This is a genomic window from Actinomycetes bacterium (assembly GCA_024222295.1).
Taxonomy (GTDB): domain Bacteria; phylum Actinomycetota; class Acidimicrobiia; order Acidimicrobiales; family Microtrichaceae; genus JAAEPF01.
In genome coordinates, this window is record JAAEPF010000033.1 from 41,256 (window position 1) to 61,296 (window position 20,041).

The following is a 20,041-nucleotide window of genomic DNA, read 5'->3' on the forward strand; positions in this document are numbered from 1 at the left end:
TCAGCCTAGGTAGATGAGGCCGTCTCCGACTTCGCGGCACGCGACTCCGCTCTCCGCCACCGCCTGGTCCCACCCCTCGTCCACCTCGGGATCGCACTGCTCCATGCCGTGGTCCGCGATTACCAGCACAGCGGTGTCATCGAGCGCCCCTGCGGATTCGACTGCTGCCAGTACGTCGCCGACCCTGGCATCGCTGTCACGCACAGCGGCTCTTGCCAGCTCGCCGTGGGGGCCGCTCGTGTGGCCTGCTTCATCGGTGAGCGCCAGGCTGCACCAGCTGAGTGTGGGAAGTGGGTTGCCGTGCTCGCGCCGCCAGCACTGCAGTGTGTGGGCGGTCGAGAGGTGGTCGACACGCGACATGAAGCGGTACGGCTCGTTGGCCGACGCGTCGGGGTCGAGGTGGGTGACTGTGTCGGTGGGGGGAAGCCCTGACTCGTCGCCCCTGCGTACCAGGGCGAACGTCGAGAAGTCGGCGCCCGTGTCACAGAACTCGAAGCTCGCGCTGCTGAAGGCGCTGGGTCTGCTGCGGTGGAGCGCCTGGAACAGGGTCTCGACGTCGGGTGAGAGGTGTTGCATCGCGTGGAACATGGCTGGCAGTTCCAGGAGGTCGACGGTGTCACCGTCGGCGCGGTCGACCCACGCGTTGTGAAGGATGCCCGAGTGGCCGGGGTGGGCACCCGTGATCGATGTGGTGTGGTTGGCCAGCGTCGCAGTGGGCAGGGACGCCATCGAACCCCGGCCGAAGCTCATGCCGTCGGAGAGGACGGACCCGATGTTGGGCGCCTCGCCGTCGGCCATGGCTGCTGCGAGCAGATTGGGGTTGCACCCGTCCAGCAGGAACACCACGACGTGATCCGGCCGGGTGCCGTCCAGGACCTCGGACTCGACCGTGCCGTCCTGTCGTCGCAACAACCCGCGGTCGAGTCGCTCGCCCGTGGGGCCCACGCTGCCGACGTTGGCTTCGACACCGAGCAGCCGCGCGATGGTGGGGGCCACGTTCACGACCCTGGTGGCCTGGTCGACCACGCCCAGTTTCGCGATACCCGCGCCGCCCGCGATGAACGGCGCCCGTGCCTGCACGGTGCCGAGCGAGCCGTGCTGGCCGAGGTGGCCACCGTAGTGGTGCGACGCCGAGTGCAGCGCGACCAGATCGGGCGCCACCGGTGCATCGAAGAACTGGGCGACGGAGTCGAAGGCGAACGGGTAGGCGTTGTCATGCGCGGCGGGGAAGGAGTTGCTGCGTTCGGTGCCCAGCCCGAGGAAGCGGTCGGTGCTCTGGTCCGCGAGTGGGTCACGACCGCTCGTGGCGGTGCGGCGGTACTCGGGGTTGCCGTTGTCGGTGCTGCGTGTGAACTCCACCGCCCCGTCGTGTGCGGCGGCACGATAGGTGTCTGGCTGAGGAGAGCTGAGAACCATCTCGACGCGATCGGCGAGCGTCGGGTCGCACAGAGCCGACTCGAGCGCGGCCGACTCCGGCTCCCGGGTGGTACGGGTCACGGCTCAGCGCCCGCCCTCGAGCTCCGCCTTGCGGTCCTGCCAGCCCTTCACCATCGTGGCGAAGTGGGCGGGGTTGTAGATGTCCTCCTCATAGGAGAACAGGCCATTGCCCGCGTACTTCAGCAACGTGAAGTTGTACTCCTGGTGCAGTGAGCCGTCGCCCGGGTCCGCCATCCGGTTCCACACCTGGCACACGATCCAGCCGCGCTCCTCGTCGATGATGTACCACTCGATCGGGAAGTGGGGCATCTCGTCGCCGGGCGGGGTCGACATCGTCTCGGTGATCCAGGCCAGGATCGCCTCGCGGCCGCCCATCTTGCCGTAGAGGTGCTCGACGTAGGTTGCGTCCTCGGTGAAGCAGCTGGCCCAGCGAGTCCAGTCGCCGGTGGTGCCGCCTTCCAGCGCGGCGGCCTGGTAGTCGTCGAAGGCCTGTTCTATTTCGTCGCGGCTCCATCTACCCATGTCGGTCTCCGGTCGTTTCGGCTCGGCCACAGGGTAGATGTGCCGGAGCCGCACGCGGCGGTGACCATGCCTACAGCAGGTCGCTGAAGTGCCCCAGCAGCTCGTCGTACCCGGTGAGGGCAGGGAACTGCGGGAATTCGGAGATCACGTTGTCGGGTGCGCGGAACAGGAAGCCATGGTCGGCCTCTGCGAGCATCGTCGTGTCGTTGTACGAGTCCCCGGCGGCGATGACCCGGTAGTTGAGGCCGTGGAAGGCCTTGACCGCATGTCGCTTCTGGTCCTCCTGGCGCAGCCGGTAGTTGGTGATACGGCCGTGGTCGTCGACCTCGAGGCTGTGGCAGAACACCGTGGGCCAGCCGAGCTGGGCCATGAAGGGCCGGGCGAACTCCTCGAATGTGTCGGACAGGATGATCAGCTGCGTGCGTGAACGCAGTTCATCGAGGAACTCCCTGGCCCCATCCAGCGGCGACAGGGACGAGATGACCTGCTCGACATCGGCCATTGCGAGGCCGTTGGCGGCGAGGATGTCGAGTCGCTGGCGCATCAGCACGTCGTAGTCGGGCTCGTCGCGGGTGGTGCGGCGCAGCTCGTCGATGCCGGACGCCTCGGCAGTGGCGATCCACACCTCGGGAATGAGCACCCCTTCGAGGTCGAGGGTCACGATCGTCTGGCGGCTGTTGCTCATGGGCAACAGTGTTCGCCATGGGTCGACCGTGGCGCCAGTACGGTGCGTGTTCGGCGAGAAGCGATGGATCGGAGCACCTTGCGAAGCGACTCAGCAGAACGCCTCATTGCCGGCGGTGAGTCCCTCGGCCGCACCGACGCCGTCATGGTGCGCCAGGGTGGCCAGACCCTGCTCGAGCTCTACGGCGACGGGGTCGACGCGGCCAGTTCGCTGAAGTCGTGGTCGATGGCCAAGAGCATCCTGCACGCCGCGGTCGGCCTGCTGGTGGCCGAAGGGCGCCTGGACCCGGATGCGCCCGCAAACGTGCCCGAGTGGGCCGGCGATGGCGACGCCCGTGGTGCGATCACGTTGTGGGACCTGCTGCGGATGCGCCCCGGACTCGCATGGAACGAGGACTACGTCTCCGGCGAGGGCTCCGACGTGATCGAGATGCTCTTCGCTCGCGACTGGCAGCCCGTGGCTGACACGGGTGGCTTCGCGGCCAACAAGCCTTTGGTTGCAGCGCCGGGCAGCACCCTCAACTACTCGAGCGGCACGAGCAACATCGTGTCGCGCATCGTCGCCGGTGAAGTCGGCCGGGGAAACTCCTACCGCAACTGGCTGCGGGAGTCGCTGTTCGAGCCGGTGGGCATGGAGTCGGCAGACCCGCAGTTCGACGAGGTGGGCACCTGGATCGCCTCGTCCTACTGCTTCTGCACCACCGAGGACTTCGCCCGTTTCGGTGAGCTCTACCTGAACGGCGGCAAGGTCGGCCGGCTGCAGGTGCTCGACCCTGCCTGGGTGGCATCCGCGGCGGTGCCCACCGGTACCGACGACGAGGGGAACACCCACACGGCGCACTGGTGGACCTGGGACGGCGGTCCGCAGGGTGCATACCGGTGCTCCGGCTATGAGGGCCAGTACATCATCGTGGTTCCGAGCCTGGATGCCGTGGTCGTGCGGCTCGGCAAGACCGAAACGGAGCTGCGCCACAACGTGCAGGCCGAGCTCAACGAGTTGATCGCTGCGATAGGGGAGCCGTGAAGCGGGAGTACTGGATCGCGATCGGAGCTGGCCTCGGCCTCGTGGCCCTGCTGGCCATCCTGTCCCTGGTGCCGGGTCCTGACCGCACGGGCGACTCCGTGGTCGTGTTCGGCGACTCGATCACGGAGTTCGGAGAGGGGCACCTCGGCCTGGAGCTGGGCAGCACCTACGGGCTCATCGTCGACGGCGACTTCGGTGCTCGCGTCGGCGACAGGGTGCAGCCCGCTGCCCAGCACGCTGACGCCGACCAGGTGATCGTGAACCTCGGCACCAACGACGTGGTGGTGGGCACGCCGCTCGACAAGGTCCGCCTCGCCATGGACGCACTCCTCGATGAGCTCTCCGATGTCGAATGCGTGCATGTCGTGACGGTCTCGGAGAACCTCCTGTCAGATGGGGTGTTGCTTCCGGACGCCGGCCGGGAGGTCAACAGGATGATCGCCGCGGCGGCATCGGGCAGGCCCAACGTCGACCTCCTCCACTGGGACCGGATCCAGCAAGCGGCGGCACTGCGGCGTGGCGACCCCCAGGCGCTCACCTTCGATGGCATCCACCCCGATGACGATGGGCTGCGCGTGCTGGCCGAGTCCTACGACGGTGTTCTCGCTGATTGCGGCCGTCCCTGGTTCCTGCCATAGCGCGGCGGTGGCGGCGTCAGATGTCGAATCGCAGGTGGTGGCTCAGGTCGCCGGCGAGGTCGACGAAGAAGCGACGCTCGGTGAAGTGCCAGCCGTCGGCGTCGCGGGCGAACGTATCTCGGTAGCGGCCGGTGATCATCGGCGCCATGGTCCCGTCGAGGCCCTGCAGCACGAGATACGAGGAACGCAGCGTGGCGGTGCCGGCCGAGTCGTCGTGGTCGTCGACGATCACGTTCATCACCAGGTGCTTGGTGCACGGGCTGCCGTCGTGCAGTTGCACGCTGTCCCGGTAGAACGCTGCGACAGCGTCGGCTCCCTCGACGAGGGTGTTGCCGTGCGCATCGCACAGCGAGCCATCGCGGAACAGCGCGCCAACGGCGTCGAAGTCTGCCGAGTCCATCGCCTCGCAGTAGAGCCCGAGCAGGTTCGTGACCGCCTGGATGCTCACGTGGTGGCGGCGTCGAGGGTCACGGGGATGGCGTTGAGCGAAGCGTTGCCCGACAGCGGGTCGATCCGCTCGGGGTCGGTCAGCACGTTGCTGTTGACGCCGGGGACACGTGAGGCGACCTTCATTCGGGTGCCGGGCTGGTCATGGCCCCAACCGTGGGGAAGGCTGACCACGCCCTGCATCACCTCGTCGGTCACCTCCACCGGCACCTGCACCGAGCCCACCCGCGAGGTCACCACGGCATCGGCGCCCTCGCTCAGCCCGTATCGCTCGGCATCGACCGGGTGCACATGCAGGGTGCAGCGGGGCTTGCCCTTTACCAGCACCTCGACGTTGTGCATCCATGAGTTGTTGGACCGCAGGTCGCGTCGGCCGACGAGCACCAGGTCCGGCCAGTCCTTCTGCATCGCCGCAGCGAGGCGGTCCAGGTCGGCCACGACGATGTCGGGCAGTGTCTCGATGCGTCCCGAAGAGGTGGCGAGGATGTTGGGCAGTTGCGGCACGAGAGGCCCCAGGTCGACCCCGTGTGGGTTGTCGGCCAGCTTCTCCAGGCTCAACCCTTCGGGATCGGCACCGAAACCGTCGCCGTGCTGGCCGAGGCGCAGCATCACGTCGAGCACCTGATCGGCCGGCCGGTCGCCGCCCACCATGGCCCTGAGTTCCTCGACCTCGCGGCCCTCGACCGGCGAGCCCTCGCGGCCCACGGCCTGGGTGAGCAAGGTGTCCAGTGCGAGGTCGTAGCCGGCCTGCGGATCGGCGTCGGCTCCGAGTCCCATGGCGATCATCGTCAGCCGCGTGAGGATCTCGGCCTCCTCGGGGCCTTCGGGCTCGTACAACGGGGGAGACCAGTTGGCGATGTTGCGCACCGACAGTGAGTAGAACGCCAGGTCGTAGTGGCTGCGCTCCAGGGGGCCGGGTGGTGGCAGGACCACGTCAGCATGCCTGGTGGTCTCGTTGAGGGCCGGGTCGACGGACACCATGAACTCGACCGAGTCGAGGGCTTCGGACAGCCGCTCCGATTCGGGAGTGGAGAGAGCGGGGTTGCCGCTCACGGTCAGCAGGGCCCGCACCTGTCCGTCGCCGGGTGTGAGGATCTCCTCGGCCAGGATCGAAACGGGCAGTTCGCCGTTGGCCTCCGGGTGATCGCCCACCCGGCTGGACCAGCGGCCGGTGCGGTAGCCGCGGCCGCCGGGAGCATCGCGTGCCGGCAGGTGCGCCGGCGAGGGCCACATTGCTCCGCCCGGGCTGTCGAGGTTGCCGGTGAGCAGGTTGACGACGTCGGTGGCCCAGGCAGCAAGGGTTCCGAACTCGACCGTGTGCACGCCGATCCGCCCGTACACGGCCGCAGTCGGGGCGGCAGCGAGTTCACGGGCCATGTTGCGAATCCGGTGGGCAGTGATCCCGGTGGCTTGGGACACCGACTCAGGTGTGAAGCGGTCGAGCACTCGGCCCAGCTCGCCGAGACCGTCGGCATGTTCACCGGCATGGCCCGGCTCCGCCAGATCCTCCGAGACGAGCACATGGGCGATCGCGACGAGTAGCAGGGCGTCTGTGCCGGGTCGGATCCGCACGTGCTCGCTGGCGTGCTCGGCCGTCTTGGTGCGCCGCGGATCGACGACCACGACCTTGCCGCCCCGCTCGATGATCGCTTCGAGCCGGCCGGGGAAGTCGGGCGCGGTGCAGAGACTCCCGTTTGACTCATAGGGATTGGCGCCGAGCATCAGCAGATGGTCGGTGCGGTCGAGGTCCGGCACGGGGATCGTCAGTCCGTGACCGAACATCAAGCCGCTGCTCACGTGCTTGGGCATCTGGTCAACGGTGCTGGCGGAATACACGTTGCGGGTGCTGAGTGCCTTGATCATCGTGCGGGCGAAGATCGGCCCAGCGTGTCCATGTGCACTCGGGTTGCCCAGGTACACGGCCACGGAATCGTTGCCGTGGGCCTCACGCACTGCAGCGAGGCCCGCATCGACCGCTGCGAACGCCTCCTCCCACGTGGTCTCGATCAACTCGGTGCCGCCATCGGGGAGTTCACGGCGCACCAGCGGCTTGCGCAACCTGTCCGGGTCCGAATTGAGCTTCGCCAGGGTGGTGCCCTTCGGGCAGATGAACCCAGCGGAGAAGACGTCGTCGCGGTCACCGCGGATGACCTTCACCGAACCGTCGTCGTCGATGGTCAGCTCGAGGCCACAGGTGGCCTCACACAGCGGGCAGGTGCGTATGTGCTTGGTGCTCATGGACCATCAAGCATGGCCTACTTGCAGGCCTACTTGCCGAGCGGGAGGTCCAGGGAACGGAGTTGGTACTCGTTGCGGCTGCGAGCAACCACGGTGCCGCTCGTATCGAGCAGTTCGGCGGTCCAGCCGTAGTCGGCCTTGCCCTTGGTGTCCAGGCCCTTCTGGATGGTCTCGATCGTCGCGTCATCGAGGTGGACCTCCACGGTGACGTCGGTGGCTGCCGGGGCCGTGAAGGTCATCTGGAGGTCCTTGACGATCGGGAAGTACTTGCCCCGCTCGAACGTGACCGCGGTCATCGTTCCGCCCGGCAGCTCAGCCAGGGTGAACAGGGCGCCCGCGTACATGATCCCGACGTGGTTCACGTTGGGCGCCAGCGGCATCATGAGTTTCACCCGGCCCCGTTCGGCCTCGAGCACGCGTACTCCGGTGCGTTCGGTGAACGGCATCACGTCCCATGTGGCCTTGGTCAGCTTGTCCACGTCGATGGGCATCGGTCTTCCTCCTGTGGGCGTGGCCCAATCGTAATTCCGGGGCACCCGCGAAAGTGGAACTCGTTTCAGTTTTGCCCTTCACGGGCAACCGACAGAGGGCCGCTGCGGAGCGGGACGGGGTGCTTCCTCGTTGCCGGAGCAGCGACCCTGGCCACGCGGGTATCAGGCGGGCGGGCTCAGACGGGCTGTTAAGGTCGAGATAACAGCGCTCCCTAGATGGGTGTTGCTCGTCGCCGGGAAATTCTCGGGGCGGTGAACACCTGCGGCCCGAGGCCGCTGACGGAGCGGCTGTACAGCACCCGATCATGGAGGTCGGTATGACAAAGCCCCACTCTCGACTACTGCGCGTAGCAGCACTCATCTTCGCATCCTTGCTGATCGCCTCAGCGTGCAGCAGCGATGACGACGACAGCGGCTCCGAAGAAGGCTCCGGAGCCGGCGATGAGCTCAGCGGGGTGAGTGTCACTGTCGGTTCCAAGGACTTCACCGAGAACATCCTGCTCGGCGAGATGCTCGTCCAGGCTCTGGAGGCCCAGGGCGCAGACGTGACCAATCAGGTCAACCTCGGCGGCACATCCGTCAACCGCGAGGCTCTGCTTGCCGGCGATATCGACGTCTATCCCGATTACAACGGCACAGGGTGGACAGTCCACCTCGGCCAGGAAGACCCGAGCTCGGATCCCCAGGAGCTCTATGACGTCACTTCAGAGAAGGACCTTGCTGACAACGGCATCCAGTGGGCGGGCCTCTCCCCGTTCAATGACACCTACGGCTTCGCTGCAAACGGAACGCTGGTCGAACAGGAAGGCAGCTTCGATCTGCAGTCGATGGCGGACTACCTGGCGGCCAACCCGGACGCCGTGCTCTGCCTCGAGACTGAGTTCCCGGACCGTCCAGATGGGCTGATCCTGTTCGAGGAAGCAACTGGCTACGAGGTGCCCCAGGAACAGATCCAGATTCTGGACACTGGTCTCATCTACACGGAGACGGAGAACGGCGCCTGTGACTTCGGTGAGATCTTCACCACGGACGGCCGAGTGACAGCGCTCGACATCGAATTGGTCGAGGACCCCGGCGTCTTCATCCTGTACAACGTTTCGTACACTTGGAACGACGAGGCATTCCAGGCCCATGCAGAGACCTACCAGACCATCGTCGATGAGATCCTGGACCCGCTGACCGACGCAAAGATGGCGGAGTTGAACGCCGAGGTCGACGTGAACGGCGATGACCCCGCGGACGTTGCAAAGGGCTACCTGGAGTCAATCGGGCTCGTCTAGCCGCATGTAGCGATTGCCACCACAGTCCTGGAGCGCCCCCCGACCTGTTGGGTCGGGGGGCGCTCTTCGTTTGGGACGTCGTGGGCGCTCTTCGTTTGGGACGTCGTGGGCGCTCTTCGTTTGGGGCGTTGCCGGCGGTCGCTTCAGATTCCCTTGGGCTTCAGGTATCGCTCCGCCACCGCTCCGAGCCAGTCGAAGGTGAGCGCAAGTACTGCCACCATGCCGGCACCAACGAACAGCACGGGGTTCTGCTGGAGCTTGAGCCCCGAGTTGATCGTGATACCCAGGCCGCCACCGCCGATCAGGAAGGCGAGAGTGGCCATGCCGATGTTGATGATCATGGCTGTGCGGACCCCCGCAACGATGACGGGGACCGCCAGCGGCACTTCGATGCGCACGAGTGCCCCGCGCTTGGTCATTCCCATTCCGCGACCGGCCTCGATGGTGGGGCGGTCGACGTTGTCGAGGCCGACCATGGTGTTTCTGAGCACGGGCAGTGTCGCGAACAACACGAGCGCATAGATGACCGTCGAGGTGCCCTGGCCGAAGATGATGAGGAAGATCACGAGAAGGCCGTAGGCAGGCAGAGCCTGGCCGGAATTGGCAACGGTCAGCACCGCGGGCGCATACCGCCTGAACGACGGCCTGGTGAGCAGAATGCCGAGGGGCACGGCGATCAGGATCACCAGCACTGTCGACCAGAAGGCGATGAGGATGTGCTCCACCAGCTGGGGTCGGAGCTTCGTGCTCCAGTCCAACGCGCTGGAGAGCTGGATCTTCACCTCGGGATCGTTGACGATTCCCTGTTGGTAGAGGACGAGCCCCACGCCGAGGACGGCGATGCCGATGGGGGCGATCCAGAGGCCAAGTGCGCGGGCGCGAGTGGTCGTGTACCCGGCTGCCGTTACAGCAAGGTCGGACTCGTCATCGTCGGATTCCCTCGGATGGTCGAGGCGCTCTACATGGTCGGGATCCCGGACGATTCGCTCTGTCATCGTTCGGCCCCCAGTCGCTCGTAGTGCTCTTGGGCCTCGGATCGCAGGTGCTGGATGACGTCGGTGAGCTGCTTGATCTCCACAACTCCCAGGTACCGGCGCTGCTTGTCCACCACGACGCACGTGCCGGTGGATGACTGGAGCATCTCCTCCAGCGTGTCGTGCAGCGTTGCGTTGGGCTCGACGAAGGCCCGAACAGTCTGACCCATCTCCGCAACTTTGTGGTCTGACCGGTTGAGATCGGAATCCCGAAGCCATCGGGTCGGCTCGTCCTGCTCGTTGATGAGGAGAATCCACTCCCGCCCCGACTCGGCCAGGGTTCGCTTGGCCGCGTCCAATGGATCGCCCACCTTCATCGTCGGGTAGTCAGCGAAGTCGAGATCGCTCACTCGCTCGAAGTTGAGGCCCTTCAGCGTGGAACCCGAACCGATGAAGTCGTCGACGAAGTCGTCCACCGGATATGCGAGGATTCGCTCCGGGGTATCACACTGACGGATGACGCTGCGATCACCGAGGATTGCGATCCTGTCGCCCATCTTGATTGCCTCGTCTATGTCGTGCGTCACGAACACGATCGTCTTGCGAAGTTCGCTCTGGAGGCGGAGGAACTCGTTCTGGAGACGGTCGCGTGTGATCGGGTCGATGGCCCCGAACGGCTCGTCCATCAACATCACCGCCGGGTCGGCACCGAGGGCGCGCGCCACGCCCACCCTCTGGGCCTGACCTCCCGAGAGCTCTTTGGGGTAGCGGTCGCGGAACTCTGCAGGGTCGAGTCCGACCATATCGAGCAGAACATCGACCCGGTCGCCTATCTCCGACTTCTCCCACCCGAGCATCTTGGGCACGGTTGCCACGTTCTGGGCGATCGTCTGGTGGGGGAAGAGGCCGATCTGCTGGATGACGTAGCCGATTCGGCGCCGCAACAGGTCGGGGTTCACGTCCGTGACATCCTCGCCGTCGAAGATTATCCGGCCCCCGGTGGGTTCGATCATCCGATTGATCAGGCGCAGAGTGGTGCTCTTTCCGCAACCCGAGGGCCCGACCAACACAAGAATCTCACCTCGCTGAATGTCGAGGGACAGCTTCTCCACGGCGGGTGTTTCCGTGCCCGCGTAGGTCTTGCTCACCTGATCGAGGTGGATCATGGATTCGGTCATTTGTTGGTCCTACAGTCGGAGCCCGCGGCTCGTGGTCAGGCGTTGGATTGTTGAGAAGACGACGTCGAGCAACAGGCCGAGCAGCACCGTGAATACGGTTCCCACCCACACGGACTCGATGCTGTTGGGCAGGCCCAATCGGGTGAGACCCTTCTGGATGAAGGTGCCCAGTCCGTCGCCCCCCACCAGTACCGCGATCGCCGCGATTCCGACCACGAGCAGGCTCGAGACACGAATGCCGGCCATGATCACCGGCCAGGCCAGTGGCATCCGCACCCTCACCAGTTGCTGCCACGAGTTGAGCCCCATTCCCTTTGCCGACTCGACGACGGCAGGGTTCACTTCGTCCAGCCCGGTCACGGTGTTGCGGAGAATGGGAAGCAACGCGTAGAGGAACAGGGCGATCATGGCGGGCTTGTTGCCGATGCCCACCAGCGGAATGAAGAGTGCGAACAACGCGAGGGACGGAATCGTCAGGAAGACCCCGGCGATGCTCAGCGCCGCCGCTCGGGCTGTGGGTCTCTGGTGCACGAAGATCCCGATGGCGACCGAAAAGACCGTGGCGAACGCAATGACGGTCAGCGTGATCTGGGCGTGCTGGAGCGAAGCCTCGACTATCTCGTCCCAACGATCGAACACGAACTCGAACCAGCTGCGGATTCCATCCATCTAAGGGGTGCCTGCCATCCATGTCTCGGGGGACCGGGCTCACCATAGTTGCATCGGGCTCGCCGCCCGGCGTCCGGAGATTGCGCGTTCGCGCGGTGCAGTGCCTTCGCAAAGATGCTCCGAGGTCCTCATGGAGGCGCTCCAGCGGTAGCTTGGCGTCGGCCGGCCGCCAGAAGGCGGGCGGACCCAGTATCTGGGAGGTCCGGGGTGGCACAGACCGGGGGCAGGTGGCGAGGTGGGCCCGCAGGGTCCGCCGAGGGTTGGGCCGCACGTGGGGTGTGGGTGGGCAGTGGAGTGCTCGGCACCGAGACGGTTCGCAGGCTCTCGGCCTGGGTGCGCGAGCTGGAAGCCGATGCTGCGAGCCCGGAGGGGCCTGCGCTTGCACTTCACCACAGGGAGCAGACCGACCATGGACCGGTACTCGCACGCAGCGAGCGGTTCGCTGACTCACACGAAGGCCTCGGCGCGTTCGTGCGGGGCGAAGCCGCAAGGATAGTCGGGTCGGTGCTGGGCGAGCCCGTAGTGCTGTTCAAGGAGAAGGTGAACTACAAACAGCCTGGAGGGGCGGGGTTCGCGCCACACCAGGACGCCCGTGCCTACCGGTTCGTGGATCACCACGTTTCGTTGATGGTGCCGCTCGATCCAGCGACACAGCAGGCCGGCTGCCTTTGGTTCGCCACCGATGCAGAGCGGCGGTTGCTCGATGCCGAGGAGGGTGGCCGACTCACCGCCGAGGTCGAGCGGTCGCTCGCCTGGGTGCCTGTGGAGGTCGCGCCCGGCGACGTGGTCGTGTTCGACTCACTCGCGCCGCACCGCTCCGGCACCAATGCAAGCGACCATCCCCGCCGGGCCCTGTACATCACGTATAACAGCGCCGCCGATGGTGACCACCGAGACCGCTACTACGCCGACAAGGACGCCGAGTTCGCTGTCGCTGACGGGACCTTTGGAGGCCGGCGGGTCCGCATGTCGATCAGTGACGACTACCTCGGCAGGCCCGTAGCCTTCGATTCCCTCGCGTCGCTGTACGACTCGCCACTCGCGCACGAGCTCTACGACGAGGCGGTCAGCGAACTCGAGCACGGCCTGCAGGCAGCAGCGCTGGCCGAGGCCGGTGGCGCTTCGGACGAGTTGGTGGTGGCGGCACTGCTGCACGACGTCGGCCACCTGCTGCTCGGTGACCTCGCGCCGATCGAGGAGTCGCTGGATGCCGATCACCGACACGAAGGGGCAGGTGCACGCTACCTGCGTCAGTGGTTCGGTCCCGGTGTTGCCGAGCCTGTCGCACTACATGTGGCAGCCAAGCGATACCTCTGCTCTGTGGATCCCGACTACCCGGAGATGCTCTCCCCGTCGTCGGTTCGCAGCCTCGAGGTGCAGGGTGGGCCGATGTCGCCCGGTCAGGTCGAGGCATTCGAGGCGAGTCCCCGCCACGGCGACGCCGTGAGGCTGCGCCGCTGGGATGACGAAGCCAAGGTGTCCGGAGCGGCCACGCCGCCGTTCGCGCACTTCGAGCCGATGATCGACAGGCTCGCCGGCCGCCTGGGTCGATGAGCCCTCGTGTGCTCTGGGTCGTCGTCGACTCGCTGGGACTGCACCACCTGACACCGGAAGTGATGCCGCGGCTGTACGCGCTCGGTGCAGAGGGCGGACGGGCTGACAACGGGGGAATCGGGGAGCTCCCGGCGCTCACCTATCCCAACCACGCCACATTCGTCACCGGTGCATCGCCGTTGGCACACGGGGTTATGGCCAACGACGTGTTCAGAGCCGGGGCGTGGGTCGGAGCCGAAGAGGTGGGTCCGGCGGTGCCGACAGTGTTCGAGGCAGCATCTGGCGCCGGTCTTCAGAGCGTCGCCGTCTTCGGTGACCAGAACCTTGTGGGCGTGTGTGGCGCCCGGTCGGCATGGCGGCATTGGCCGCCTGACGGCGTGCACGACGCCGCCACGCCGAAAGGCGTCACCGGCTACGCGACCGATGCAGCGGTCGTGCGCGCGGTGCAGGACATCGAACCCCAGGACTCCGCGTTGACCTTCGTGCAGCTAGACGAGATGGATGCCGACAGCCATCTGCACGGGCCGCAGAGCGAGAACGCACGGGAGCGAGCCCGCGCTGTCGACCGCTGCCTCGTCGAGATGCTGGCGTTGTACGAGCCCGTCTGGAGCGACACCCTGGTGGTGGTGCTGAGCGACCACTGCCAGGAGGAGGTCGCAGTCGGTGCAAGCGTGGCGTTCGATGTCGCGATGGCCGGCCTGCTCGGTACGGATCCGCCGCTGAATCCGCTCCAGGGCGATGCGCGCGGTCGGTGGCGCACCGACGGGACTGCGGGGTGGGTGGCGTCGGATGCAGGCCTTTCAGCGGCCGATGTCGAGGCGATCGAAGGTATCGCTCACGTCCGCGGGCTCGAGGACGGGTCCCTGGCTGCGTGGGGTGCCGAGGGGTCGCTGCTCGGGTTCGACTGGGGCCAACGCGGCGACCATGGCAGCGGTCGCACCGCTGCGCAGGTTGCTGTCGTGGGCGGCGGGCACCCACTCGCAGCAAGGCTGGGCAGGTGGATCGGGACCACGGCCCCCCGTGGTCGTGACTGGTGCGGGTGGGTTCTGGCCGCCCTCGGGTTGACTGAAGGCCATGACTGACAACAGCGCGGACCTGCCATCACCAGCGAAACCGGCCGACATCTCCCGCTTCACCTCCAACACGCTCTTCGGCCAGCCGGGCATCTACCCGCACGGGCCCGCCATGGAGCCGGCGCACGGCGACCCGATCGACGACAAGGAGGCCCGCCGGCTCGTGGAACAGGTCGGAGCGACTGCGGCGATCGAGGCCTATGACTCGGCGGAGCTGGGATCGGTAACGGAGGTGCCACAACTACGCGCAGCTGCGGCGATGCTGGCCGGTGGGCCGGCCGACCCGATTCTCGCCGGCCTGCTGGAGGGTGGGTCGCACATCAGCCACCTCGGGGTGGCGGAGTTGTCCTCTCCGGGCCGCGTGATCGGAGATGCAGCGCAGGGTCCGCGCCCGGGGTCGCGGTACCTCAACGCGCGCTACGCGGCGGAGCACCCTGCCGTGGTAGCCCCGTCGCTCGCACATGCGATCTGCCACCACGATGGCGAGGCGGCGGGGCAGAGGGCCTCGAATGCCGAGGAGGTGACCCTGCACGGGATCCTCGCGTCCGTGCATGCCTCGCTGCTTGCATCGAACCCAGCGCTGGCCGACCTGGGAACGGAGCTGTCGCGCCGCCAGGCGTCGCTGACGATCACTCTGCTCAACGCCCGATCCCCGGGATCGGACCGGCCGAGCATCGTGTGCCCCGACGGGCCGGGCACCATTCCGGGCGGCAACCCGGACCTCCAGTGCCCGGACCTGTGGAGCATCCCGTTCACTTCGGCCGATCCAGCCGACTGTGCCACCGAGATCCCGGGTCCCGTGCGTGCAGCCCTGTCGATGCTCGCCCCGGCCGGTTGCGACGGACCTCCCGCAAGCTACGGCGAGGACCTGGGCCGGTGGCTCGAGGCAAGCGTGTGTGAAGGTCCGGGCCTCGACGCAGCCGCGGTTCGCGCATCAGGCACAGCGCTCGGCCTGTGGTAGGGGCCCCGGAATCCGTTGTTCGCGCCGGTACGCTGGAAGAATGCCTGAACTCCCCGCTGAATCTCCCCTCCGCAACGACCCGCCGGCCAACCACTACTTCGCGGATGGGCTGCCGCGCGACGGATTCCCCCAGCATGGAATGCGTGCGCGCGACGCGTTCGAGTTGATCCATCTGGGCCTGCGCGTCGATGGCCAGCCGTCGATGAACCTCGCGAGCTTCGTCACCACATGGATGGAGCCGGAGGCTCGGGTGCTGATCGACGAGGCCATCAGTACCAACCACATCGACCACGAGGAGTACCCGATCGTGGAGATGGTCGAGCGTGAGTGCGTGAAGATGCTCGCGGACCTGTGGAACGCCCCTGATGTCGACGACTCCGTGGGCGTCGCCACCATCGGCTCCTCCGAGGCGATCATGCTGGGGCTGCTCGCGCACAAGTTCTCATGGCGCAAGCGTCGAGAGGATGCGGGCCTCCCGGCCGACAAGCCCAACGTTGTGTTCGGCGCAGAGACTCACATCGTGTGGGACAAGTTCGCCCGTTACTTCGACGTCGAGATGCGCAAGATCCCGATGCGGCCCGACCGCTTCGTGGTGCATCCCGACGATGTCGAGGCACAGATCGACGAGAACACGATCGCGGTGGGAGCGGTCCTCGGGACCACCTTCATCGGCGAGGCCGACCCGATCGAGGAGCTGAACGATCTGCTCGTCGGCATCAAGCAGGACAAGGGGTGGGACATCCCGATACACGTCGACGGTGCCAGCGGCGGCTTCATAACCCCATTCTCGAATCCTGACGAGAAGTGGGACTTCCGCCTGGAGCAGGTGGCATCCATCAACGCCTCCGGTCACAAGTACGGGCTCGTCTACCCGGGGGTCGGCTGGCTGGTGTTCAGGGACCACAGCTACCTGCCCGATGACCTGATCTTCAGCGTCAACTACCTGGGTGGGGCACAGCCGACGTTCACCTTCAACTTCTCGCGAGGGTCGGCGATGATCCAGGCGCAGTACTACAACTTCGTGCGGCTCGGTCGCGAGGGCTACGCAGCGGTGGTCGAGAACATGCTGGCGAATGCCAAGCGCCTCAACGAGGGCCTCGAGGCAACGGGTCGATTCGAGATCCTGAACCCGAAACTGGCCGAGCCGGTCGTGACGTTCCGGCTGAAGGGCGGCGCCGGCTTCGACGAGTTCCACGTGTCTGACCGACTTCGCATGAACGGCTGGATCGTGCCGGCCTACACGCTTCCGCCCAATGCGGAGAAGACAACCGTGATGCGTGTCGTGGTGCGCAACGACATGAGCCGCGACAAGATCGACCTGCTCCTTCAGCACATCAACAACGCGCTGGATTACCTCGACGGCCACGAGATGCCCGAGACCGACAACGAGCGGGCCGCCGACGACAAGACCCGGCACCACTGCTGAGAGGCGGTAGCCGGTCGGTCAGCTCGGTTCTTCGTCGACCTCGATGTCAAAGGCGGCGACGTCGCCCTCGACGCTGGTGACCTCGACCGAAACGCCGTAGGTCTCGCCTTCGAAGGACAGCTCGCAGCGGGCGGTAGCACCGACCTCGGCGTCGAGGTCGTCCGGACAGCTGACCGAGTCGGGGGCGGTGCCGACCTGGCCCTCGAGCGCACTGGAGATCTGTTCCTCGATGCTGGAGGAAGAGACCTTGGAACCGCAGCCGACCGCGAGAAGGAAGCTGGTCGCCACGAGGCAGAGGATGAGCTTGGGGGTGCGCGTCATGACACCGAGGCTAACGGCCACCCCGTAGGGGGCACGGGATGCTCTGGGGTAGCGAAGGGCGCTGGAACAGCCCGGCTCGGCCCCCTCGAGGATCCCGGTCATGGCGGCACCGAGCAGTGCGACCGCGGCGACGATGCCTCCGACGAGTTGCTTGTGTATGCACTATCTGTCGGTATCTGCAGCGTCCATGTGAGCCTCGCGGAGCGCGCCCACCGGTACCCTCGGGCCATGCGCATCGGCGAGCTCGCGGAGCTGGCGGCCGTGCCGGCCGGCACGATCCGCTACTACGAGTCCATCGAGCTGCTCGACGAACCCGGTCGTACCGCTTCTGGCTACCGCGACTACTCCGACGCAGACCTCGAGAGGCTGCGATTCATCCGCGAAGCGAAGGCGAGCGGTCTGACGCTTGTCGAAGTCGCGTCGGTGCTCGAGCTGAAGGACTCAGGGGAGGGAAGCTGTGAGCACACCCGCGCGCTGCTCGCCCGCCACATCGACGACATCGACCAGCAGCTGGAGGCGCTGACCCGGGCCCGCGCACAGCTGGTGTCGCTGTCGCAACGGGCGGACTCGCTGGATCCCGCACTCTGCACAGACCCGCATCGATGCCAGGTGATTTCGACCGCAGGGGATGAGATCACTTGACCTTCGAGTCGACTGGAAGGTTTACCATCGAGTCATGACGAACACGCTGGACGACCGAACGGCAGGTGGGGGCCTGATCCGCCTCGACGTCGACGTCGAGGGCATGACGTGTGCATCGTGCGCGAGCCGCATCCAGCGCAAGTTGACCCGCCTCGACGGCGTCGACTCGGCGAACGTGAACTTCGCCACGCACAAGGCAACCGTGATGCACGATCCGTCGGTCGGGCTGGATGACGTTCGTTCGACCGTGCAGTCGCTCGGCTACGACGTGAGCTCGCCCGAGGAGGCTGCCGATCCACAGGACTGGGAGCGGCACCTCTGGCACCGGTTCGTCGTGGCCGCAGTTCTCAGCGCGCCGCTGGTCCTCATCTCCATGGTGATGGCGCTCCAGTTCGACGGCTGGGAGTGGGTGGCGCTGGCCCTCGCCACGCCCGTCGTGTTCTGGAGTGGCTGGGACTTCCATTCCGCAACGCTGACCAACCTCCGCCATGGCTCCACCACGATGGACACACTCGTGTCCATGGGCACGGTTGCCGCGTGGACGTGGTCGACCGTGGTCCTGGTGGCCGACCTGCCGGGTGGGCACGTCTACTACGAGGGCGCGGGTGTGATCATCACACTCATCCTGCTCGGCAAGTGGTTCGAGGCCCGTGCCAAGCGGCGATCCGGTGATGCCCTGCGGGCGATGGCCGAGCTGGGTGCCAAGACGGCGAGGCTCCGCGACGGTACCGAGGTGCCACTCGAGGGGCTCGAGGTGGGCATGCAGTTCGTTGTGCGGCCGGGAGAGAAGGTGGCCACCGACGGCGCCGTCGTGGAGGGCCATTCCGCCGTCGACGCGTCGATGGTGACCGGCGAACCCGTACCGGTCGAGGTGGGCGTCGGCGACGAGGTGGTCGGAGCGACGCTGAACACGAGCGGTTCGCTGGTGGTCGAGGCGACAGCCGTGGGCTCACAGACGATGCTCGCCCAGGTCACCAAACTCGTCGAGGATGCGCAGGGATCCCATGCCGAGGTACAACGCCTCGCAGACCGCGTGGCGGGCTTCTTCGTCCCCGTCGTCATCGCGATATCCGGGCTGTCGCTGATCGGGTGGCTGGTCACGGATCACAGTGCCCAAGACGCGTTCACCGCCGCTGTGGCGGTGCTCATCATCGCCTGCCCCTGCGCGCTGGGGCTCGCCACCCCGATGGGGATCATGGTCGGTACCGGCCGGGGCGCCCAGCTGGGCGTGATCATCAAGGGCGGCGAGGTGTTGGAGGACACCCGTTCGGTCGACGCGATCGTGCTCGACAAGACCGGCACCGTCACAGAAGGCCGGATGGCCGTCGCGGGTGAGCCTGTGGCAGTGCCCGGGGCCGACCCCCTCGACGCGCTTGCACTGGCGGCCGCCCTCGAAGCCCGTTCTGAGCACCCGATAGCCGCTGCCATTGCAGCAGCCAGCAATCCGGCAGGGGAGGTCGAGGGGTTCGAGAGCCATGCCGGCCGCGGTGTGACCGGTTCGGTTCGCACTCCCGTCGGGGTCGTGAGCGCCGCAGTGGGTCGCCGCGACCTGTTCGACAGCGTTCCCGGCGAACTCGAGGCTGCAATGGTGCAGATGGAGGCCGGCGGTGCCACGGCGGTTCTGGTTGGCACGGAGACGGCTGATGGATCCCTCGATGCCCTGGCTGCGATCGAGGTCTCCGACACGGTCAAGGAAACCTCCGCCGAGGCGATTGCGGCGTTCCATGACCAGGGACTCGAGGTGACACTGCTCACGGGTGACAATCGCCGGGCCGCAGAGACGGTGGGTCAAGAGGTGGGTGTGGATCGCGTGATCGCGGAGGTGCTCCCGGCCGACAAGGCCGATGAGGTCCGGGCCCTGCAGGAGGCAGGCCACAGGGTTGCGATGGTCGGCGATGGCATCAACGACGCTCCGGCGCTGGCCCAGGCTGATCTCGGCATTGCGGTGGGGACAGGCACCGATGTTGCACGCGAGGCTTCTGACCTCACAGTGGTTACCGGCGACCTCCGAGCGGTCGCGGATGCGATCGCCCTGTCGCGCCGCACCCTGTCGATAATCAAGGGCAACCTGTTCTGGGCGTTCGCCTACAACGTGGCAGCGATCCCCCTGGCCGCCTTCGGTGTGCTCAACCCGATGATCGCCGCGGCAGCGATGGGGTTGTCGTCGGTGTTCGTGGTGACCAACAGCCTCCGGCTGCGTCGGTTCAGGGGCTACCGACCCCCGAGGAGCAAATGACGATGACCATCACCCATACCTACGAGGTGCCCGACATCAGCTGTGGCCATTGTGTGGCTGCGATAGAAGGGGAGGTGGGGCCGCTCGCAGGCGTTGAGTCCGTGAGCGTGGACCTCGACGACAAGTTGGTCACCGTGCTCGGAGGCGACGACGTCGCGATCCGTGCCGCTATCGACGAAGCGGGCTACGACATCGCCGGCTGACAGCGCCGCCACTTGCGAAACAGCGTTCCGCCGAGCGGGACAA

Annotated in this window: 20 protein-coding genes; 10 read left to right on the forward strand and 10 right to left on the reverse strand. The window is 66.5% G+C overall.

Annotation, left to right across the window (positions count from 1 at the left end; all coding sequences use genetic code 11):
- From GY812_11480 to thrH, 3 genes are all read right to left on the reverse strand, one after another.
- Positions 1-1,497 (reverse strand): hypothetical protein, encoded by a 1,497-nt coding sequence (locus GY812_11480; protein ID MCP4436095.1) that lies wholly within the window; start codon positions 1,495-1,497, stop codon positions 1-3.
- 3 nt (positions 1,498-1,500) lie between these two features.
- Positions 1,501-1,959, reverse strand: coding sequence for a nuclear transport factor 2 family protein (locus GY812_11485; GenBank protein MCP4436096.1), 459 nt, complete (start codon positions 1,957-1,959; stop codon positions 1,501-1,503).
- 70 nt (positions 1,960-2,029) lie between these two features.
- Positions 2,030-2,644: a bifunctional phosphoserine phosphatase/homoserine phosphotransferase ThrH gene (gene thrH, locus GY812_11490; GenBank protein MCP4436097.1), complete on the reverse strand. Its 615-nt coding sequence runs from the start codon at positions 2,642-2,644 to the stop codon at positions 2,030-2,032.
- 63 nt (positions 2,645-2,707) lie between these two features.
- On the opposite strand from thrH, the gene GY812_11495 reads away from it, so the two are divergent.
- Together GY812_11495 and GY812_11500 are read left to right on the forward strand one after the other, a co-directional pair.
- Positions 2,708-3,667 (forward strand): serine hydrolase, encoded by a 960-nt coding sequence (locus GY812_11495; protein MCP4436098.1) that lies wholly within the window; start codon positions 2,708-2,710, stop codon positions 3,665-3,667.
- Positions 3,664-4,305 (forward strand): SGNH/GDSL hydrolase family protein, encoded by a 642-nt coding sequence (locus GY812_11500; protein MCP4436099.1) that lies wholly within the window; start codon positions 3,664-3,666, stop codon positions 4,303-4,305. Before GY812_11495 ends, GY812_11500 begins: the two co-directional genes overlap by 4 nt.
- 16 nt (positions 4,306-4,321) lie before the next feature.
- Here GY812_11500 and GY812_11505 read toward each other — a convergent pair whose 3' ends face one another.
- The 3 genes from GY812_11505 to GY812_11515 are packed head-to-tail and all read right to left on the reverse strand — an operon-like array spanning position 4,322 to position 7,481.
- On the reverse strand, positions 4,322-4,753 hold the full coding sequence (locus GY812_11505) for a nuclear transport factor 2 family protein (GenBank protein MCP4436100.1): 432 nt from the start codon (positions 4,751-4,753) through the stop codon (positions 4,322-4,324).
- The gene (locus tag GY812_11510) at positions 4,750-6,990 is read right to left on the reverse strand and encodes a molybdopterin-dependent oxidoreductase (protein MCP4436101.1); all 2,241 of its coding nucleotides are present in this window, start codon (positions 6,988-6,990) and stop codon (positions 4,750-4,752) included. The genes GY812_11505 and GY812_11510 overlap by 4 nt, the downstream gene beginning before the upstream one ends.
- 29 nt (positions 6,991-7,019) lie before the next feature.
- Complete coding sequence (locus GY812_11515; protein ID MCP4436102.1) at positions 7,020-7,481, reverse strand: DUF4442 domain-containing protein; 462 nt, start codon at positions 7,479-7,481, stop codon at positions 7,020-7,022.
- Positions 7,482-7,798: 317 nt separating this feature from the next.
- On the opposite strand from GY812_11515, the gene GY812_11520 reads away from it, so the two are divergent.
- Positions 7,799-8,761: a hypothetical protein gene (locus GY812_11520; GenBank protein MCP4436103.1), complete on the forward strand. Its 963-nt coding sequence runs from the start codon at positions 7,799-7,801 to the stop codon at positions 8,759-8,761.
- Between the two features lie 143 nt (positions 8,762-8,904).
- Here GY812_11520 and GY812_11525 read toward each other — a convergent pair whose 3' ends face one another.
- Genes GY812_11525 through GY812_11535 form a run of 3 tightly spaced genes read right to left on the reverse strand, consistent with a single transcriptional unit; the run spans position 8,905 to position 11,582 of the window.
- Positions 8,905-9,756 (reverse strand): ABC transporter permease, encoded by an 852-nt coding sequence (locus GY812_11525; protein ID MCP4436104.1) that lies wholly within the window; start codon positions 9,754-9,756, stop codon positions 8,905-8,907.
- On the reverse strand, positions 9,753-10,913 hold the full coding sequence (locus tag GY812_11530; protein MCP4436105.1) for a betaine/proline/choline family ABC transporter ATP-binding protein: 1,161 nt from the start codon (positions 10,911-10,913) through the stop codon (positions 9,753-9,755). Before GY812_11530 ends, GY812_11525 begins: the two co-directional genes overlap by 4 nt.
- Before the next feature lie 9 nt (positions 10,914-10,922).
- Positions 10,923-11,582, reverse strand: coding sequence for an ABC transporter permease (locus tag GY812_11535; protein MCP4436106.1), 660 nt, complete (start codon positions 11,580-11,582; stop codon positions 10,923-10,925).
- Between the two features lie 282 nt (positions 11,583-11,864).
- On the opposite strand from GY812_11535, the gene GY812_11540 reads away from it, so the two are divergent.
- From GY812_11540 to GY812_11555, 4 genes are read left to right on the forward strand one after another with little or no spacing between them, the layout of a single operon-like run.
- On the forward strand, positions 11,865-13,136 hold the full coding sequence (locus GY812_11540) for an HD domain-containing protein (protein MCP4436107.1): 1,272 nt from the start codon (positions 11,865-11,867) through the stop codon (positions 13,134-13,136).
- Positions 13,133-14,218: a hypothetical protein gene (locus GY812_11545; GenBank protein ID MCP4436108.1), complete on the forward strand. Its 1,086-nt coding sequence runs from the start codon at positions 13,133-13,135 to the stop codon at positions 14,216-14,218. Before GY812_11540 ends, GY812_11545 begins: the two co-directional genes overlap by 4 nt.
- A complete protein-coding gene (locus tag GY812_11550; GenBank protein MCP4436109.1) occupies positions 14,211-15,170 on the forward strand; it encodes a hypothetical protein in 960 nt (319 codons plus the stop codon). Before GY812_11545 ends, GY812_11550 begins: the two co-directional genes overlap by 8 nt.
- Before the next feature lie 40 nt (positions 15,171-15,210).
- On the forward strand, positions 15,211-16,596 hold the full coding sequence (locus tag GY812_11555) for a glutamate decarboxylase (GenBank protein ID MCP4436110.1): 1,386 nt from the start codon (positions 15,211-15,213) through the stop codon (positions 16,594-16,596).
- An 18-nt stretch (positions 16,597-16,614) separates the two neighbouring features.
- Here GY812_11555 and GY812_11560 read toward each other — a convergent pair whose 3' ends face one another.
- On the reverse strand, positions 16,615-16,917 hold the full coding sequence (locus tag GY812_11560) for a DUF4333 domain-containing protein (GenBank protein MCP4436111.1): 303 nt from the start codon (positions 16,915-16,917) through the stop codon (positions 16,615-16,617).
- Positions 16,918-17,145: 228 nt separating this feature from the next.
- On the opposite strand from GY812_11560, the gene GY812_11565 reads away from it, so the two are divergent.
- Genes GY812_11565 through GY812_11575 form a run of 3 tightly spaced genes read left to right on the forward strand, consistent with a single transcriptional unit; the run spans position 17,146 to position 19,998 of the window.
- Positions 17,146-17,559, forward strand: coding sequence for a heavy metal-responsive transcriptional regulator (locus tag GY812_11565; GenBank protein ID MCP4436112.1), 414 nt, complete (start codon positions 17,146-17,148; stop codon positions 17,557-17,559).
- A gap of 34 nt (positions 17,560-17,593) precedes the next feature.
- Positions 17,594-19,795, forward strand: a complete 2,202-nt coding sequence (locus GY812_11570; protein ID MCP4436113.1) for a copper-translocating P-type ATPase — start codon at positions 17,594-17,596, stop codon at positions 19,793-19,795.
- Positions 19,792-19,998 carry a heavy-metal-associated domain-containing protein gene (locus tag GY812_11575; GenBank protein MCP4436114.1) on the forward strand — a complete coding sequence of 69 codons (207 nt, stop codon included), beginning with the start codon at positions 19,792-19,794 and terminating at the stop codon, positions 19,996-19,998. Before GY812_11570 ends, GY812_11575 begins: the two co-directional genes overlap by 4 nt.
- The last annotated feature ends 43 nt before the right edge of the window (positions 19,999-20,041 follow it).

Bases quoted from the DNA above. Each gene is read 5' to 3' on its own strand.
- GY812_11555 (MCP4436110.1), top strand. From the start codon at position 15,211: ATGCCTGAACTCCCCGCTGAATCTCCCCTCCGCAACGACCCGCCGGCC.
- GY812_11485 (MCP4436096.1), bottom strand. From the start codon at position 1,959: ATGGGTAGATGGAGCCGCGACGAAATAGAACAGGCCTTCGACGACTAC.
- GY812_11550 (MCP4436109.1), top strand. From the start codon at position 14,211: ATGACTGACAACAGCGCGGACCTGCCATCACCAGCGAAACCGGCCGAC.
- GY812_11560 (MCP4436111.1), bottom strand. From the start codon at position 16,917: ATGACGCGCACCCCCAAGCTCATCCTCTGCCTCGTGGCGACCAGCTTC.
- GY812_11545 (MCP4436108.1), top strand. From the start codon at position 13,133: ATGAGCCCTCGTGTGCTCTGGGTCGTCGTCGACTCGCTGGGACTGCAC.
- GY812_11530 (MCP4436105.1), bottom strand. From the start codon at position 10,913: ATGACCGAATCCATGATCCACCTCGATCAGGTGAGCAAGACCTACGCG.
- GY812_11575 (MCP4436114.1), top strand. From the start codon at position 19,792: ATGACGATGACCATCACCCATACCTACGAGGTGCCCGACATCAGCTGT.
- GY812_11495 (MCP4436098.1), top strand. From the start codon at position 2,708: ATGGATCGGAGCACCTTGCGAAGCGACTCAGCAGAACGCCTCATTGCC.
- GY812_11515 (MCP4436102.1), bottom strand. From the start codon at position 7,481: ATGCCCATCGACGTGGACAAGCTGACCAAGGCCACATGGGACGTGATG.
- thrH (MCP4436097.1), bottom strand. From the start codon at position 2,644: ATGAGCAACAGCCGCCAGACGATCGTGACCCTCGACCTCGAAGGGGTG.
- GY812_11535 (MCP4436106.1), bottom strand. From the start codon at position 11,582: ATGGATGGAATCCGCAGCTGGTTCGAGTTCGTGTTCGATCGTTGGGAC.
- GY812_11570 (MCP4436113.1), top strand. From the start codon at position 17,594: ATGACGAACACGCTGGACGACCGAACGGCAGGTGGGGGCCTGATCCGC.
- GY812_11525 (MCP4436104.1), bottom strand. From the start codon at position 9,756: ATGACAGAGCGAATCGTCCGGGATCCCGACCATGTAGAGCGCCTCGAC.
- GY812_11510 (MCP4436101.1), bottom strand. From the start codon at position 6,990: ATGAGCACCAAGCACATACGCACCTGCCCGCTGTGTGAGGCCACCTGT.
- GY812_11565 (MCP4436112.1), top strand. From the start codon at position 17,146: ATGCGCATCGGCGAGCTCGCGGAGCTGGCGGCCGTGCCGGCCGGCACG.
- GY812_11520 (MCP4436103.1), top strand. From the start codon at position 7,799: ATGACAAAGCCCCACTCTCGACTACTGCGCGTAGCAGCACTCATCTTC.